Here is a 16,976-nt window from a genome sequence, read left to right as displayed (position 1 = left end):
CCCCGCGGACCTCGGTGGCCCTGCCGTTCTCGACGGTGACGAGCATGGCGCAGGTGTCGGGACAGTCGTGCGGGCACGCGGCGCGCACGGTGAGCGGGATCGTGGTGGGTTCCGTGGCGGTCATGCGTGGAGCGTCCCGGGCGTGGCGGGCGCCGCCCTTGACGTTGCGTGCCAGGTGCTTGACCCGGCGCGACGGTTCCCCGATCCGTTCCGCATGCGCGGCCTCTTGCAGTCCGATGCACCGCCTCCGCGGAGGCCCGTTGACCCACTTCCGCGGGGTTTCCTACCGTCGGTGGACCACCACACATCTGCGAGTCCGCATGGATACGACGCGAGGGACGGCCGACCGGCTCGACTCCTGGCGGGACCTCATCCGCGAACACTTCGTCGCCCTCGACATCGCCGCCGACCGCGACGATCAGTTCGCGGGAGCCGTCACGAGCACCGCGCTGGGGCCGCTGCGGGTCGCCGCCGTCGACTCCCACGACCAGTGCTGCGTCCGCACGCCCGGCCTCGCCCGCCGCGACCCGGACGCGTACCTGCAGGTCGGGCTGGTCGCCGCGGGAGAGGCGGTGCTGCACCAGGACGGGCGGGACGCCCCGCTGCGCGACGGTGACTTCGCGATCTACGAGACCACGCGGCCGTTCACCTGGGAACTGCACGGGGACTGGCGGTTGCTCGTGTTCACCTGGCCCCGCGAGGAGGTGGCGCTCGCGGAGGTGGAGTCCCAGCGGCTCACGGCGCGGGCGCTGCCCGGCTCCGCGGGGCTCGGCGGGATCGTCGCGCGGATGCTGCGGGAGCTGGTCGCGGCGCCGCCCGAGCTGTCCGGAGCGGGAGCGGTGCGGTTGTCGCGCGAGGTCGCCGAGCTGGTGACGACGGTGGCCGGCGAGCACTCCGACGCCGGGCCGGCGTCGGAGGACCTGCTGCGCCGCGTCGACGTCTACATCGCCGACCATCTCGGCGACGCCGGGCTCTGCCCCGAGACGATCGCTCGCGCTCACTTCGTCTCCACCCGTCAGCTGCATCGGCTCTTCGCGGCGCGCGGCATCACCGTCTCGCGGTACGTGCGCGCGCAACGCCTGGACCGCAGCCGTGCCGACCTCGTGGCCCGGGCGGACGCCACGGTCGCCGAGGTCGCCCGCCGGTGGGGCTTCGGGGACGCCGCGAGCTTCAGCCGCGCCTACCGCTCCCGGTTCGGGGTGCCGCCGAGCGCGGCCCGGCCGTCCCGGTCGCGGGCGTCGGAGCTGCGCCGATTCCCGTAACGCGTCCCCGCCCCGCCCCGCCCCGCCCCGCCCGCCCCGCCCGCCCCGCCCCGCCCGCCCCGCCCGAGCGACCGGCACGTCCGGGACGACCTATTGCCCATACGGGCCGTTCGCACGGGGCCGGGTGGGCGCGGCGGGGGCGGGCGGCCCGCAGGGCTTGCCTTCGAGCGCACTCGAAGGCCTACCGTCGGATCCATGACGGTGACGGACTCGGTGGTGGCGACCCTGGCCCGCCTCGAGGCGCAGGACGCCATCCAGCTCGACGCCGACGCGACCCATACGATCGCCGAGATCGCCGAGCTCACGGGCGTGAGCGCCCACACGCTGCGCTACTACGAGCGGATCGGGCTGCTCGATGTCGCCCGCGACGCCGCCGGGCACCGCGTCTACGGGGCGCGTGACGTCACGCGCGTCGTGTTCCTCAGCCGGTTGCGGATGACAGGCATGCCGATCCGCGAGCTCCAGCGCTACGTCGAGCTGGTGGGCCGGGGTGAGGAGACGGTCCCTGAGCGGCTCGCGATGCTTCAGCACCACCGCGACGCCATCCGGACCCGGATCGCCGAGCTGCGCTTCGCGCTCGACGCCGTCGAGTACAAGATCACCACCTACGGCGGGCACTGCAGCCCCTGATCCCACCCGTGTGCGCACCCCGGCTCCTGCCGGGGCGATGCGCCCTGCCCGGAAGAGGAGCCATGATCCCCACCCGCACCCTGCGCGACCTGCCCGTCAGCGCCCTCGGCCTCGGCTGCATGGGCATGAGCTACGCCTACGGCACGCCGGACCGCGCCGAGTCGACCGCGACGCTGCACCGCGCGCTCGACCTCGGCGTCACCTTCCTCGACACCGCCGACATCTACGGCGCGGGCCACAACGAGAGCCTGCTCGCCGAGGTACTGGCGACGCGGCGCGAGGAGGTCACGCTCGCCACGAAGTTCGGCATCGTCGCCCGCCCCGACGGCTACCCGCGCGACGTCGACGGCAGCACCGGGTACGTCCGGCGGGCGATCGACGCCTCGCTCGCCCGGCTCGGCACCGACCACGTCGACCTGTACTACCTGCACCGCCCCGACCCGCGGGTACCGATCGAGGACACCGTCGGGGCGATGGCGGAGCTGGTGGCGGCCGGCAAGGTGCGCCACCTCGGCCTGTCCGAAGCGTCGGCGGCGACCGTCCGCCGCGCGGCCGCGGTGCACCCGATCACGGCCCTGCAGTCGGAATGGTCGGTGTTCAGCCGCGACGTCGAGGCCGATGTGGTGCCGGCCTGCCGCGAGCTCGGGATCGGGCTCGTGCCCTACAGCCCGCTCGGGCGCGGCATGCTGAGCGGTGGTTTCACCGGCGAGTTCGGCGCCGACGACTTCCGCCGCACGCTGCCCCGCTTCCAGGGCGAGAACCTGGCCCGCAACCTGGACGCCGTCGCGGTCGTGCGCGACGTCGCCGCCGTCCACGGCGCGACGCCCGGTCAGGTGGCGCTGGCCTGGCTGCTCGCGCAGGGGCCCGACGTCGTCCCGATCCCGGGGACGAAGCGGCGCCGCTACCTCGAGGAGAACGCGCGTGCCGTGGACGTCGTGCTCACCGCGGCGGACCTGGCGCGCCTCGACGCCCTCGTCCCGGCAGGGGACCGGTACCCGGACATGACGTGGGCCAGCCGCGACACCCCCGAGCCGGTGGCTCGCTGACCTGCCTGTGGGGGACGGGCGCCTCGGCAGGTCAGATGCGCATCACGGCCTGACGAGATGCGCAACTCGCGGGCGCGGGATGCGCAACTCGCGGGTCAGGCAAGCAGGGGGGCCAGCCGGTCCGCGTGCTCGCGCAACAGCGCCACGAGCTCGTCGTTCGGCTCGGCCACCCGCGCGGCCGGCCCGCACAGCGCGAGCCCCGCGACCAGCGTGCCGTCACCGGGATCGCGGACGGGCACAGCGAGGCAGCCCCGGTCGGGACGGACCTGGCCGCTCTGTCGGGCCAGCCCGTCCCGGGTGACGGTCGCGAGCACCCGGTCCACCCCGGGGGTGTCGGTGACGGTGTGCTCGGTGAGGGCACGCAGGTCCCGGGCCAGGGCGCGCCAGTCCGGCTGCTCGGCGAGCAGCAGCAGCCCGAGCGCGGACGCGTGCGGGTAGCGGGCGAGGACGGCCTCGTCCGAAGGCGGGTGGTCCGGGTCCCGGTCCACGAGCACGACCTGTCCGGTGTGGTACGAGGCCAGGTGGACGCCCCAGCGCACCCGCCCGCGCAGGTGGCCGATCACCGCGCGCGCAGCCGTCGACACCGGGGGGCCGACGGGTACGGCGAGCCGCGCGGCCCGCCGTCCCAGCGCGAAGCCCTTGAGGTCGGGCAGCCGCACGAGGTACTCCTCGCCGACGAGCAGGTTGAGCAGCCGGTACGTGGTGGCGGGCGGCAGCCGCAGCGCTGCGGAGATCTCCTTCGCGGTGACGCCCGGACCTGCCGCGACGACCTCCTCCAGGACGGCGAGCGCGCTGCGCACGGCGCGCGGCTGGCGGCCGGACAGCGGGAGCGGGTCGGGGCTCATCGGGGGACCACCCCCGGGGTGGGAGCGGGACCGGTCGGGTCGTGCTCGGTGGGTTCGGTGTGCCGGGTGGGTGCAGCGAGTGCGGTGGGCGGCGCGGCGGGTGCGCCGGGTTCGGTGTGCTCGGTGTGCTCGGTGTGCTCGGTGTGCTCGGTGTGCGCGGTGTGCGCGGTGTGCGCGGTGTGCGCGGTGTGCGCGGTGTGCCCGGCGGGTTCGGTGGGCGCGGCGGTGCGCCCGGCCTGTGGCCGGCGGTCGGCGATCGGGAGGGGGTTCACCGGAGGAGCACCGCCCCTCCGCGGATCCGCGCGCGCCTCGCAGGGGTCACGCACGCCTCGCAGGGGCTGCGGCGTCTGCGAGGCGAGTGCGATCTCTGCGAAGCGGTCGGCGCCCCGGGTTCCGCCGCCCGGGCACCGCGGCTGGTTCCCGGGGCCCGGGCACCGCATCCGGCCCCCCGGCCCGGCCGGCCCCCGCCTTGAGGCCAGTCGCGCCCGCTCCGAGGCCAGCCGCGCCCGCCCGGAGGCCAGCCGCGCCCGCCCGGAGGCCAGCCGCGCCCGCCCGGAGGCCAGCCGCGCCCGCCCCCGGGCCACCGCCATCCGCGCCCGCCCCGACGTCACCGCCACCACGCCCCGTGGACGTCCGCGGCGGACGTCTCGTCGTACACCCCCATGCCGCGCAGCGCGTCCGGCCGCCGCCACCGCAGCCACGCGTACCAGGCGACGATCGCGGTGAGCAGGCCCGCGAGCACGAGGGGGACGGGCCCGGACGTGGCCATCAGGTACGCCGCACCGACCGCGACGAGGATCGGGACCACGATCACGCTCGCCACCACCGGGCCGGGGGTGAGCTCGCCGATCCGCCGGAGGAACGGCGGCGCCGCCAGGCTGACCAGCAGATACGCGGTGAGGTACCCGGCGGAGGCGATGGTGAGCAGCACGGACAGGACGTCGTCGGGCGACCGGACGAGCAGCAGCGCCGCGGGTACCGCGCCGCAGACCGGGAGCGCGACCGCGATCGCGACGTGCGGAGTGCGGTAGCGGCGGTGGGCGGCGCCGAGCTGCCGCGGGGCGAGCCGGTCGCGGCCCAGCGAGAACAGCACGCGGACGAGCGCGTTCGAGGTCGCGACGGTGCAGGCGAGGAACGACGCCGTGATCCCGAGGTCGAGCACGATCGCGAGCCCGTCGTGGCCCGCCGCGGCCGCCAGGACCGGCTCCGGCCCGCCGGGGGCGCCCCCGATCGCCGCGACCTGCACGTAGGCGGCGACGAGGACGAGCAGCCCCGCCCCGCCTGCCGTCCAGAGCACGGCCCGCGACACGGTGACGTAGGGTCGCCGCGCCTCGACGCCGAGCGCGGTGGCCGCCTCGAACCCGATGAACGCCCCGAGCGCGGGCAGGACCCCCGCCGCGACGCCGGCCGGGCCCGGGTCGACCAGCGGCGTGCCTCCCGCGGGGACGCCCCCGGCGAGCAGCACCCCGAACACGACGACGATCAGCGTGATCGACAGCGTCTCGACCAGCAGCACGATCCGCGCGGACAGCCGCACGCCGAGCACGACCAGCACCGCGGCGCCGATGGTCACGACGAGGGCGAGCGCGGCGTAGAGCGGCGGGCCCGCCCCCGCCCCGAGCCGTTCCAGCAGGGCGGTGAGATAGGTGGCTGCGCCGGTCACCGCGGCCATCACGAGCAAGGCGTACCCGACGAGCATCGCGCCCGCGCTCGCGAACGCCGCACCGGTGCCCAGCCCCTGCTTGGTGAGCGTGTAGAGCGAACCGGCCCCGGCCATCCGGCGGGTGAACTGGGCGATGCACACGCCCACGAGCAGCACCACCGCCGTCGCGATCGCGAACGACCACACGGTCGCGGTGCCTGCGGTGGCCGCGACGATCGCGGGGACGGCGGCCATCGCGGCAGCCGGCGCCGCGCTGGACACCGACTGGGCGAGCACCTCGGGCGTCCCGAGCGTGCGCCGGTCCAGCCCGTGCACGGGTGACCGGCTGCGCAGGGACAGCGGACGCATGGACGCCTCCTCGCGATGCAGCGTAGGTCGCGCACGCTAGCCAGCGGGAGCGCCGCGGTGAGCGGTCCGCACGTCTCGAATGAGAAAAACCGTGGGGACGGTCTCACGTGGTGAGAGCGATCACAGCGGGCTTTCGCGGGGGGCGCGAGCGGGCGTCGACCGGATGCTGCCACGGCGCGACGGTGCTCGGCACGTCCCTTCCGCCCCAGGAGGAGTGCATGACCATCACCGAGCCTGCCACAGGTACGGCGACCCACCCGCTCGAGCACACGACCGCCGCCGAGGTCGAGCGCGTCCGCGACGCGCTGGCCGCCGCCGGCCTGCTGGGCGAGACCGTCCGCGTCGCGTTCCTCGTCCCCGAGGAGCCGGCGAAGGACGCCGTTCTCGCCCACCGCGACGGGGACGATGTCGACCGCCGCTTCCGGGCCGTCCTGCTCGACCTCGCGACCGGCCGCTCCGTCGACACCGTCGTCTCCGCCACCCGCGGCGAGGTCGACTCCCGTCGCGAGATCGACCCGCCGCGCGAGGGGCAGCCGCCCATCATCGACGCCGAGTTCGAGGTGATCGAGGACATCCTGAACGCCGACCAGCGCTGGTTGGACGCGATCGCCGCCCGGGGCCGGAACCCGGAGGACGTGCGTGCCGTGCCGCTGTCCGCCGGCGTCTACGACTACCCCGACGAGGTGGGCCGCCGCGTCGTGCGCGCGTTCGGCTTCCACCAGGACCACTCTGCCGACCACCCGTGGGCGCACCCGATCGACGGGCTCGTCGCCTACGTCGACCTCACCTCCCGCACCGTCGACCGGGTGATCGACAACGGGCACGTCCCGGTGCCCGCGTCGAGCGGGAACTTCGACGACCCCGAGGTGCAGGGCCCGCCCCTGGACAGCCTCAAGCCGATCGAGATCACCCAGCCCGAGGGTCGCAGCTTCACCGTCGACGGCAACCGGGTCCGTTGGGGGAAGTGGGACCTGCGCTACGGATTCAACGAGCGCGAGGGTCTCACCCTGCACCAGATCGCCTTCGACGGTCGCCCGATCGTCTACCGGGCGTCGGTCGCCGAGATGGTCGTCCCGTACGCCGACCCCGCATCCGTGCGGTTCTGGCAGAACTACTTCGACTGCGGCGAGTACATGTTCGCCCGCTACGCCGACTCGCTGGAGCTGGGCTGCGACTGCCTCGGCGACATCCACTACACCGACGCCGTCATCGCCGACGACTTCGGCAACCCCAAGACCATCCGCAACGCGATCTGCATGCACGAGGAGGACTACGGCGTCCTCTGGAAGCACTCCGACCTCTTCACGGAGTCCCGCGAGGTGCGCCGCCAGCGCCGGCTGGTGATCTCGTTCTTCACCCCGATCGGCAACTACGACTACGGCTTCTACTGGTACCTCTACCTCGACGGCACGATCCAGCTGGAGGTCAAGGCCACCGGAATCGTGTTCACCTCGGGCACGCCGGGGGAGTACGCGACGGAGGTCGCGCCGGGGCTGGGCGCACCGTTCCACCAGCACCTGTTCTCCGCCCGCCTGGACATGACGGTGGACGGCATGCGCAACGCGGTGAACGAGGTCGAGGCGCAACGCGTCCCGATGGGTGAGGGCAACCCGTACGGCAACGCGTTCGCGAAGAAGGTCACCCGCCTGTCCACCGAGCAGGAGGCGAAGCGGCGCAACGACGGCTCGGTCGTGCGCACCTGGCACATCGTCTCGACCGAGCGGACCAACGCCCTCGGCCAGCCCGTCGGCTACGCCCTGATCCCGGAGAACAAGGCCATCCTGCTCGCCGACGAGAACTCCTCCATCCGCGCGCGGGCCACGTTCGCGACGAACAACCTGTGGGTCACCCGCTACGACCCGGCCGAGCGCTATCCCGCGGGCGACTTCGTCAACCAGAACCCGGGTGGGGCGGGCCTGCCCGCCTGGACGGCCGCGGACCGCGACATCGACGGCGAGGACATCGTCGTCTGGCACACCTTCGGCACCACCCACTTCCCGCGGCCCGAGGACTGGCCGGTCATGCCGGTCGACTACACGGGGTTCACGCTGAAGCCGGTCGGGTTCTTCGACCGCAACCCGGCGCTCGACGTGCCGGCCACGCGGAGCGCGCACTGCTCGGCGCGCGGCGCGAACGGGGCGGGCGCCGGTGTCTCCGGCCCGGCGCGCGAGGGCTGAGGCGATGGCCACCGACGCCGACTCGGCCGCCACCGCATCCGTGTCCGGGTCGCCGGCGGGCTCGCCCGCGGCGGACGTGCGCCCGGCCGGCGGTACGTTCCACCGCACCCTGGGCCTGCGCGACGTCATCGCGCAGAGCCTGTCGGTCATCGCCCCGGCGATGTCCGGCGCGTTCCTCACCTACCTCGCCTCCACCAAGGCGGGCGGCGCCACGCCGCTGGCCTACCTGCTGGGGACGCTCGCGATGCTCGCCGTCGGCGGGACCGTGGCGCTCTTCGCGCGGTCGCTGTCCTCGGCCGGGTCGATGTATTCCTACATCACCAACGGTGCCAACCGCGGGCTCGGTTTCCTCGGCGGCTGGTGCTACGCGGCGGCGTTCCTCGTCCTCGGTGGGGCGGTGCTCTGCGGGTTCGGGTTCTTCACCGCCAGCCTCGTCGGCCTGCTCACCGGCGCCGACGTCGCCTGGTACTGGTTCTCGCTCGCCGGGCTGGTGGTCATCGCGCTGATGAGCATGTTCGACATCAAGGCATCCACCCGCACCCAGCTCGCGATCCTCGTCGTGACGATGTCGGCGCTGCTCGTCGTCGCCGTCGTCGTGATCGCGATCGGCTCACCGGCCGTCTCGGTGATCGACGGCACCACGCCCGTCGCCTCCGCGGGACGCAGTGTCGACCTCTCCGCGTTCTGGCCGTCCGCGGCCGGCGTGACCTGGACGGGCGTGCTCTTCGGGCTCGCGTTCGGGATGCTCTCGTTCACCGGTGCCGAGGCGTCCGCGGTGCTCTCCGAGGAGACCCGCAACCCGCGCCGGGCCATCCCCCGCGCCGTCATCGGCTCGATCGTCGTCGCAGGCCTGTTCTACCTGGTCATCACCTACGCCACCGCGATCGGCTTCGGCGTGCAGCAGGCCGCGACGGACTGGCCCGCGTCCCTGGCGGGGCTGGCCGCCGTCGCCCCCAACGAGGGCTTCGCCGCCGTGGTGCTGGCATGTGCCGCGCTCGCCTCGCTGTTCTGCGCGCTCGGCGTGCACATCGCGGTGTCCCGGGTGCTGTTCGCGATGGGCCGCGAGCGGGTGCTGCCGTCCTGGCTGGGCATCCTGCACCCGAAGTGGGGCACGCCCTGGCCCGCCATCGGGCTCGATCTCGTCGTGTGGGTGCTGCTCGCCGGCGGATCGGTGGTGCTCACCAGCCGTGAGACCCAGGTCGCCATCGCGGGCGGGCTCGACAACGGGCTCACCGGCGGTGTGTACGTGTTCACGTTCCTCGCGGGCATCGGGACGCCGCTGGTCATGGGCGTGTACCTGATGCTCGGCATCGCCGGCGTCACGCACGGCAGGCGGACCGGCGACTCCCGGTTCCGCGTCGTCGGCGGGCTCGCCGCCGTCGTCGGGGCACTCGCGCTCTTCGGCAGCCTCTACTACTCCTTCGTCGAGGCCGCGCCGGGGGCGGGGATCCCGCTGGTCGTGGCGGTCGTGCCGTGGGTGTGCCTGGCGATCGCGGGCTGCGGGCTCGCCGTCGCAGCGTGGACGCGTCGGTTCCGCCAGCCGATCTGGGACGACATGGGGCGGATCTTCGACGAGGTCTGATCCGGAGGGGGCGCCCCGGTCCGGGCAGCCGGGGTGCGTCCGGTGTCGGACCCGGGGGGCGGCCGGTTCGGGGCACCCGGCCGGGCCCGGGGTGATCCCGGGGGGCGCACGGTCCGGGATCGCCTCGGGCCGTGCGCCCGTTTCCCGCGACCGCGCGGGTCCGTCTCCACCCTGACCGCGCGGCCCGTCTCCAGCCCGACCGCGCGGCGCGTTTCCACCCCGACCGCGCGGCCCGTTTCCACCCCGACCGCGCGGCGCGTTTCCACCCTGACCGCGCGAACGGCACGTACGGGAAATAGGTGTTCCCGTACGTGCCGTTCGCGCGTTCCTGGCGGCCGCCGCATGGCCACCGGCCGAGACGCTCGAACATAGGTTCGACGGTTCGCACAGGGGATGGGGTGCCGGCACACACCGCCGGCGGTGTGTGCGAACGCCGCGGGGTGTGTGTGAACCCCGCGCGGTGTGTGCGAATCCGGGTGCCGCGGGGCGTGCGCCGTCCGGGCGGGTGTCAGGGCGGGCGGGCTCGCGGGGAGGGGGCGAGCGCGGGGTCGGGGGTGACGGGCGTCCGGGGTGGTGTGCCGCGGTCGACCCCGCGCCGCGGTCGGGCCTCGCGGACGGGACCTGCGGCAGCCCGCGGCCCTGCGGATACGGCCCGCGGACGGGCTCGCTGGGCGCGCGACGTCCGGCTGGGGCCACGGACCCGCGGTAGGCTCACGGCCCGCGGACGGGCCTCGCGGGGCGCGCGACGTCCGGCTGGGGCCACGGACCCGCGGCAGGCCCGCCGCCCGCGAGCCTGCGGATGCGGCCCACGGACCGGCCCGGGACCAGCCCCGCGACCGGTCCCGTCGCGGCCCCGCGGTCGAGCCCGGACGAGCCCCCGCGGCCGAGCCCGGACGAGCCCCCGCGGCCGACCCTGCACGAGCCCCGGGCCCACCCCCGAGGACGAACCCCGGACAGGCCCCGTCCCTCGGACGGGCGACGGTCCTCCCGGGCCCCGTCGCGCCACGGATAGCCTCCGGTGATCACGCTCCCCCGTCCGGAGGTGTCGATTGCTCCGCTTGCCGTTCGGCAGGTCGCGCCCCGTCCTCGTCGCCATGCTGGTGGCCCCGCTCGTCCTCACGCTGACGGGGGCCGCGTCCCCGCAGGAACCGGACGTCCGGCGCTACGTCTCCCTCGGCGACTCCTACGCGGCGGGCCCGCTCATCCCGCCGCAGACCAGCCTGCCGGTGGGTTGCCTGCGCTCGGACCGCAACTACCCGTCGCTCCTCGCCGCGACCCTCGGCGCGGCCGAGCACGTCGACGTGAGCTGCAGCGGTGCCACCACCGCGGACCTCCGCGCCCCGCAGAGCACCCGCCTGGGGACCAACCGACCCCAGTTCGAGGCGCTGACCGCGGCGACGGACCTGGTCACCCTCACCATCGGCGGCAACGACATCGGCTTCGGCGAGATCATCCGGGAGTGCGCCACCCGCTCGCCGCTGAAGCCGGGCGGCGCGGCGTGCAAGGAGCACTACACCGCGGGCGGCGACCAGCTCGCCGAGCGGATCGCCGCCGCAGCGCCCGAGGTCGCGGCGGCGCTGGAGGCCATCGCGGGCCGCGCCCCGGGCGCGGTGATCGCCGTCGTCGGCTACCCGGCGATCCTGCCCGACGAGGGGCCGGGCTGCTTCCCGGTCGTCCCGTTGACCGCGGGTGACGTCGCGTACCTGCGCGACACCGAGAAGCGGCTCAACGCGATGCTCGCCGCCGAGGCGAGGCGCGCGGGGACGACGTTCGTCGACACGTACACCCCGACGATCGGGCACGACATGTGCACCCCGCCCGGCACGAAGTGGGTCGAGGGGCTCGTCCCGACCGCCCCGGCGGCACCCGTGCACCCCAACGCCCTCGGGATGACGGCGATGGCGGCCGCCGTGGCGGAGGCCCTGGCCGAGGAGCGCGTGGACCCGGCGGTGTGACCCGCGGCAGGACCGCTCCGCCGAGCGCCCCGGCAGCGTCAGGCCCGCGGGAACCGGGCCTGCCGTGAGCGCAGGATCCCCGCGAGCAGGCCCCGCTGCGGGATCCCGCGGATCTCCTCCGGACCCGCCCCCACCTCGGCGAGGACGTCGTTCGCCGCCAGCACTCCCGTGACGGCCGCGCGTTCCATCAGCCCGGTGAGCAGCGGCGTCTCGACGAAGTCGCCCGCGACCCGGATCCCGCGGGCCTCCCCGGCGACGCGCGGACGGGTGCCCGCCGATCCCGGCGGGAAGGCGGGAGCGGTGGCCTCCCACCGCTGCTGCAGGTGGACGACCCGGGCGTCGCGGGTCTCGGGCCACAACGCGGCCAGCTCGTCGCGCATTTCGGCCGTGGCGGTGTCGGCGTCGGGGGCGCCGCAGGCGTAGGAGTGCAGCTCGACGACCGAGCCGCCGCTGTGCCGGGCCCACGCCGCGGACGGCTCCTCGAGCCGCGAGTACACGGTGACCGAGTCGAGCGTCGCCTCGCGGCTCACGGCGCTGAACACCGCCCGCCCGGGCGCGACGTCGCGGTCGTACCACAGGCGCGTGACCGCGAACGGTGGCGCGACCGTCAGCGCGGCGGCCTTCCGGGCCAGAACCGGGGCGACGTCGGCAAGCCCGGGGGAGTCTGCCGCCAGCCGCCGCAGGGCCCCAGGGTCCAGCGCCAGGACGAGGTGGCGCGTCTCGACGTCGGCCCCGCCCGTCGAGACCCGCCACCGGTGCCCGTCCGCGGGGGCGATCGCGCGGGCCGCCGTGCCCGTCCGGATGGTGGCCCCGCGCAGGTCGAGATACGCCGCGAGCGGCGCCCAGATCGCGGTCAGGTGGTCCGTGCGCGGGGCGTCGAATCCGATGCCCTCGGGGTTGCCGAGGAAGTAGTAGTGGAACATCGCGATCAGCTCGCCCGCCGACAGCCCACCCTGGTTGCAGAAGAACGAGCGGGCGAACGCCTCGAACAGCATCGCCTGCGCGCGGTCGGTCATCCGCAGCCCGGCGAGGAACGTGTCCGCGGGTACGTCGTCGAAGAGCGCGGTGGTGCGCTCGCGGTCGTAGCCGAGCAGCTCGGCGGCCAGCGCCTGGTCGGAGCGCAGCACGTCGGCGGTCCCGAGGCTGCGGGAGCGGGCGAAGAGCGCCAGCAGGTTCAGCGGCGGCGCCGCGGGAAGCCCGGCGATGTCCTCGGGCGGCCACGTCCGCGAGATCACCGGGTAGCCGTCGACGGGTGCCAGGAACTCCAGCGCGGGTGCGGCGCGGCGCAGGATCGCCCGCCAGGTGTAGTAGTGGCGGAAGAACGCGTGGAACCCGTGCTCGAGGACCTGCTCCGTCCCGTCCGGGAGCGTGTGCGGCCAGGCCCCGAGCCGCCCGCCGAGCGTCGGCGCCGCCTCCAGCACCGTGACGGCGACGCCCCGCTCGGCGAGGACGACGGCGGCGCTCACGCCCGCGATCCCGCCCCCGACGACCACGGCCTCCGTGCCCGCAGGCGCGGCGCGGGGCCGTGCGGGGTCGGCGGCGACCATGAGGCGGGGCCGCATCCGGCCGGGCGCGGCGCGGAAGGCCAGGGCGCGCGGGTCGATCACGTGGCGAGCCTGCCACGCCCCGCGTCCATGATCACCGCCGCAGGTGCGCAGCGTCCGTATCCGAGCGCGGTGCACCTGGCGCGGTGATCAGTCGGTCGGATACGGCGTCGGGGCGCTCACCGGGCAGTGGAAGCACTGCTCCACCTCCAGCCGGGTCGCCCGGTGCGGGCGCCGGACCAGCACGAACGCCAGCACCCCCGCCGCGGCGAGGAGCCCGGCGGAGATGCCGACGGCCACGCCGAAGCCGACCGAGAACGCGGCGGGGTCGTGGTAGTCCTCGCCCGAGATCCCCGCGAGCCCGGGCAGCAGCGCGACGGCGAGCAGCCCCGCGGCGCGCGCGACGGCGTTGTTCACCCCGGATGCCGCACCGGCGTAGCGGTCCGGCGCGGAGTCCAGGACGGCGGCGGTGAGCGGCGCGACGGTGAGGGTGAGGCCCGCGCCGAACACGAGCACGGCCGGCAGCACGTGCAGCGCCCACGACGCGCCCTCCCCGATCCGCAGCATGAGCAGCAGCCCGCACGCCGCGAGCAGCGGCCCGAAGGTGAGCGGCAGGCGCGGCCCGATCCGCTGGGCGAGCGCGCCCGCCCGGGAGGAGAACGCGAGCATCACCAGCGTGACCGGCAGCAGCGCCGTCCCGGCCGCGAGCGGGGTGAACCCCGCGACCGTCTGCAGCTGCAGCACCAGCAGCACGAACACCACCCCGAGCGCCGCGTAGACGAGCAGGGTGACGGCGTTGGCGGCGGCGAACACGCGGTCCGCGAAGAGCGTGGGCGGCACGAGCGGGTGGGGCGAGCGCCGCTCCACGGCCACGAACGCTGCGAGGGCGAGCATCCCGGCGAGCAGGATCGCCCACAGGGCCGGGCTCGGCCCGCTCTCGCCGAGCGCGGTGAGCGACCACGTCAGCAGGGCGAGCGCGGAGGCCGCGAGCGTGGTGCCGGTCAGATCCAGGCCTGGCGGGGCGTCCTCGTCGCGGCTCTCGGGGACGTGGCGCAGCGCCACGACCACCACGACCGCGGCCAGCGGCAGGTTGATGAGGAACACCAGCCGCCAGCTCAGCTCGACGAGCCACCCCCCGACGAACGGGCCGATCGCGGCGGCGATCCCGCCGAGCCCGGACCAGGCCCCGATGGCGGCGCCGCGGTCCTCGCCGTGGAACGACGCGGAGATGAGCGCGAGGCTGCCGGGGGTGAGCAGCGCCCCGCCCACGCCCTGCAGGCCGCGGGCGACGATCAGCGTCTGGATGTCCGGGGCGAGCCCGCACAGCAGCGACGCCAGCGCGAACCACACCACGCCGATCACGAACACCCGCCTGCGCCCGAAGCGGTCGCCGAGGGAGCCGCCGAGCAGGATGAGCGCGGCGAGCGCGAGCGTGTAGGCGTTGACCGTCCACTGCAGCCCCGCGAACTCGGCGCCCAGCTCGGTGCCGATCCGCGAGAGGGCGACGTTGACGACCGTTCCGTCGATCATGACGAGCGCGCTGCCCAGCACGGTGGTGAGCAGGACCCACCGGCCCGCCGCAGTGCCGAGCCGCAGGTCCCCGTGAGCCGCCACGGCATCCATCCTGGCGTGCCGCCGCCCGCGCCGCCGTCGGCAGGTTCTGTACGAGCTGCGGGACCGACCGGCTCCGTCGGCGGACATAGGGTCGGACCATGATTCACGTGTCGGTGGCCGACGGGGTCGGCCTGCTGGAGCTGGACCGGCCGGACCGGCGCAACGCCCTCGACGTCGAGCAGTGCCGCCGCATCGCCGCCGGAATGGCCGCTGTGCTGGACCGGGGCGCTCGGGCGGTGGTCGTGACGGGGCGGGGCACGAGCTTCTGCTCGGGTGCGGACTTCGGGCAGGTCTACACCGACGGCTTCCGGGACGCCCTGTACGCGGCGCTGCACGCCGTGACCGACGCGCCGGTTCCGGTGGTGGCGGCCGTCAACGGCCCGGCGATCGGGGCGGGAACACAGCTCGCGATCGCCTGCGACCTGCGCGTGGTCGCGCCGGACGCCGTGTTCGGGGTGCCTACGGCGCGGATCGGTCTCGCGGTGGACCCGTGGACGGTGCGTCGGCTCGCGCGCATCGCGGGCGGGGGGACGGCGCGGGCGATCCTGCTCGGCTGCGAGCAGGTGGGCGCCGAGCTCGCGCACGCTCGCGGGCTGGCCGACCGGATCGGTGATCTCGATCACGCCCGCGCGCTCGCCGTCGAGATCGCGACGCTCGCTCCGCTCACCCTCGCCTACAACAAGCTCGCGCTGGACCGCGACGACCTCGCCGACGACGATCCGTCGCTGCTCGCGGCGTTCGACCGCTGTTGGGCGAGCGCGGACCTGGAGGAGGGTCGCCGGGCGCGCTCGGAGAAGCGCCGTCCGGCGTTCGAGGGTCGCTAGTACTCCGCCCGGGTCACATCTCGTGACCTGATCGCGACGGTCTCGTTGGGCTCGTCGGGCCGGGTGGACGAGACGTCGAGGAGGGGCGCGCGTGGGTGTACACAGCCGGGAGCGGACGGCCGGGCGCAGGGTGGTCGCCACGGTGCTCGGCGCCGTGCTCGCCGGGGCCGTGCTCGGCGGCGTGGCCGTCGCCGCCCCCGCGGACGCCCTCCCGCTGCCCGCCGCCCCCGCCGCCCCGGCGCTGCCCGGCGCCCCCGCTGTGCCGGCGCTGCCCGCCGTCCCGGGCCCGCCGGCGATCGACCCGATGAACACCGGCCCGGCGCTGCCGGCACTGCCAGCGCTCCCGTCGAACCCGCTGGACCCGGTGAACGGCACCCCGCAGACGAAGGACGTCACCGACGACCTCGGCCAGGTCGGCGAGGACGGGCCGGAGCAGGCGGAGCAGCCGGCGCCGGAGCCGGCAGTCCTCGACGGCGGCACCCGCATCCCCGGCACGCCCTGCTCGGGTGACGTGTCCGCCTGCGTCGACCTGACGACGCTGCGCTCCTGGCTGATCATCGACGGCGAGGTGCGCCGCGGGCCCGTCCCGGTCCGGGTGGGCGACGAGCTCGGGCCGACGCCCGTGGGCCGGTTCGCGGTGCAGTGGAAGGACATCGACCACGTGTCCAGCGAGCTGGGCACCCCGATGCCGTACTCGGTGTTCTTCGCCGACGGCGGAATCGGCTTCCACGAGGGCCCCCAGGACACGGACTCGGCGGGCTGCGTGAAGCTGTCCCACGACGATGCGGTGGCCTGGTACTACGCGCTCGAGGTCGGTGACGGAGTGCAGGTGGTGCGCACCTCGGTGCGGTGAACCGTGCGGGCTGATCTTCTGCCCGGTCTCTACGCCAGGTAGAATAGATGCGTGACGACCCTGGGCGAGCTCGAACGAGCGGTGATGGAGGTCCTGTGGGCCGCCCGCTCGGCTGCCCGCGCGGGAGAGGCGGACGACGCCACGCTCACCGCAAGGGACGTGCAGGACTCGCTCGCGGATCGTGATCTCGCCACTACCACGGTGCTCACCGTTCTCAGCCGCCTCGAACGCAAAGCGTTGGTCAGTCGCGAGCGGGACGGGCGTGCGCACCGCTACAGTGCGGTCGCGAGCCGGGAGGATCACGTGGCCGAGCTGATGCGCGACGCACTGGACGGAGCGCCGGACCGTGGTGCGGTCCTGGCGCGTTTCATCGGGTCGATCGCACCCGCCGAACGCGCACGCCTACGCGATCTCCTGAGCTGAGCCGCCTCTCGTGGAGGCCGCCGCTCTGGCGCTCCTCCTGCTCGGCCTCGCCCTGGCCGAGCCGGTGAGCGTGGTACTCGCACGGGCGGCGTGGCCCGCCCGCGACCCGGTGGGTGCGCTCCTCGTCTGGCAGGCCGTCGGCCTGGCGGGTGGCACGGCCCTGCTGGGCGCGGGGCTGGTCTACGCGCTGTCGCCACTGGCGTCCACCCC

Annotated in this window: 14 protein-coding genes and 1 pseudogene; 10 read left to right on the top strand and 5 right to left on the bottom strand. The window is 75.0% G+C overall.

All coding sequences use genetic code 11. The features are described from left to right. The first annotated feature begins 320 nt into the window (after positions 1 to 320). The 3 genes from AB7J25_RS25530 (at position 321) to AB7J25_RS25520 (ending at position 2,938) form a co-directional block, all read left to right on the top strand. Positions 321 to 1,262, top strand: a complete 942-nt coding sequence (locus tag AB7J25_RS25530; protein ID WP_428512954.1) for a helix-turn-helix domain-containing protein — start codon at positions 321 to 323, stop codon at positions 1,260 to 1,262. Between the two features lie 195 nt (positions 1,263 to 1,457). After that, a complete protein-coding gene (locus AB7J25_RS25525; RefSeq protein ID WP_428512952.1) occupies positions 1,458 to 1,892 on the top strand; it encodes a MerR family transcriptional regulator in 435 nt (144 codons plus the stop codon). A 62-nt stretch (positions 1,893 to 1,954) separates the two neighbouring features. Then, positions 1,955 to 2,938 (top strand): aldo/keto reductase, encoded by a 984-nt coding sequence (locus tag AB7J25_RS25520; protein WP_428512950.1) that lies wholly within the window; start codon positions 1,955 to 1,957, stop codon positions 2,936 to 2,938. 95 nt (positions 2,939 to 3,033) lie between these two features. Here the strand turns inward: AB7J25_RS25520 and AB7J25_RS25515 are convergent, their stop codons facing one another. The 3 genes from AB7J25_RS25515 to AB7J25_RS25505 form a co-directional block, all read right to left on the bottom strand. After that, a complete protein-coding gene (locus tag AB7J25_RS25515; protein ID WP_428512948.1) occupies positions 3,034 to 3,783 on the bottom strand; it encodes an IclR family transcriptional regulator in 750 nt (249 codons plus the stop codon). Continuing rightward, positions 3,780 to 4,055, bottom strand: coding sequence for a hypothetical protein (locus AB7J25_RS25510; RefSeq protein WP_428512946.1), 276 nt, complete (start codon positions 4,053 to 4,055; stop codon positions 3,780 to 3,782). The genes AB7J25_RS25515 and AB7J25_RS25510 overlap by 4 nt, the downstream gene beginning before the upstream one ends. Positions 4,056 to 4,390: 335 nt before the next feature. Next, the gene (locus AB7J25_RS25505; protein ID WP_428512944.1) at positions 4,391 to 5,794 is read right to left on the bottom strand and encodes an APC family permease; all 1,404 of its coding nucleotides are present in this window, start codon (positions 5,792 to 5,794) and stop codon (positions 4,391 to 4,393) included. Between the two features lie 218 nt (positions 5,795 to 6,012). Here AB7J25_RS25505 and AB7J25_RS25500 point away from each other — a divergent pair, with 218 nt between their 5' ends. From AB7J25_RS25500 to AB7J25_RS25490, 3 genes are all read left to right on the top strand, one after another. Then, a complete protein-coding gene (locus AB7J25_RS25500; RefSeq protein WP_428512943.1) occupies positions 6,013 to 7,971 on the top strand; it encodes a primary-amine oxidase in 1,959 nt (652 codons plus the stop codon). A gap of 4 nt (positions 7,972 to 7,975) precedes the next feature. Then, positions 7,976 to 9,553, top strand: a complete 1,578-nt coding sequence (locus AB7J25_RS25495) for an APC family permease (protein ID WP_428512941.1) — start codon at positions 7,976 to 7,978, stop codon at positions 9,551 to 9,553. Between the two features lie 1,058 nt (positions 9,554 to 10,611). Continuing rightward, complete coding sequence (locus tag AB7J25_RS25490) at positions 10,612 to 11,508, top strand: SGNH/GDSL hydrolase family protein (protein WP_428512939.1); 897 nt, start codon at positions 10,612 to 10,614, stop codon at positions 11,506 to 11,508. A gap of 38 nt (positions 11,509 to 11,546) precedes the next feature. On the opposite strand, the gene AB7J25_RS25485 is transcribed toward AB7J25_RS25490, so the two are convergent. Both AB7J25_RS25485 and AB7J25_RS25480 read right to left on the bottom strand, forming a co-directional pair. Beyond that, positions 11,547 to 13,115 (bottom strand): FAD-dependent oxidoreductase, encoded by a 1,569-nt coding sequence (locus AB7J25_RS25485; protein ID WP_428512937.1) that lies wholly within the window; start codon positions 13,113 to 13,115, stop codon positions 11,547 to 11,549. Between the two features lie 87 nt (positions 13,116 to 13,202). Beyond that, positions 13,203 to 14,675: an MFS transporter gene (locus AB7J25_RS25480; RefSeq protein ID WP_428512935.1), complete on the bottom strand. Its 1,473-nt coding sequence runs from the start codon at positions 14,673 to 14,675 to the stop codon at positions 13,203 to 13,205. Between the two features lie 89 nt (positions 14,676 to 14,764). On the opposite strand from AB7J25_RS25480, the gene AB7J25_RS25475 reads away from it, so the two are divergent. The 4 genes and pseudogenes from AB7J25_RS25475 to AB7J25_RS25460 all read left to right on the top strand — a co-directional run. Beyond that, positions 14,765 to 15,490 carry an enoyl-CoA hydratase gene (locus AB7J25_RS25475; RefSeq protein ID WP_428512933.1) on the top strand — a complete coding sequence of 242 codons (726 nt, stop codon included), beginning with the start codon at positions 14,765 to 14,767 and terminating at the stop codon, positions 15,488 to 15,490. 91 nt (positions 15,491 to 15,581) lie between these two features. Continuing rightward, complete coding sequence (locus tag AB7J25_RS25470) at positions 15,582 to 16,343, top strand: L,D-transpeptidase (protein ID WP_428512931.1); 762 nt, start codon at positions 15,582 to 15,584, stop codon at positions 16,341 to 16,343. Between the two features lie 51 nt (positions 16,344 to 16,394). Beyond that, positions 16,395 to 16,766, top strand: a complete 372-nt coding sequence (locus AB7J25_RS25465; protein WP_428512929.1) for a BlaI/MecI/CopY family transcriptional regulator — start codon at positions 16,395 to 16,397, stop codon at positions 16,764 to 16,766. Between the two features lie 10 nt (positions 16,767 to 16,776). Further along, positions 16,777 to 16,976, top strand: a pseudogene (locus AB7J25_RS25460) (M56 family metallopeptidase); the annotation flags it as partial.

The organism is Pseudonocardia sp. (genome assembly GCF_050246655.1).
Taxonomy (GTDB): Bacteria; Actinomycetota; Actinomycetes; order Mycobacteriales; family Pseudonocardiaceae; genus Pseudonocardia.
The sequence above is the reverse complement of the archived record's forward strand: the minus strand, read 5'-3'. Positions and strand labels throughout refer to the sequence as shown.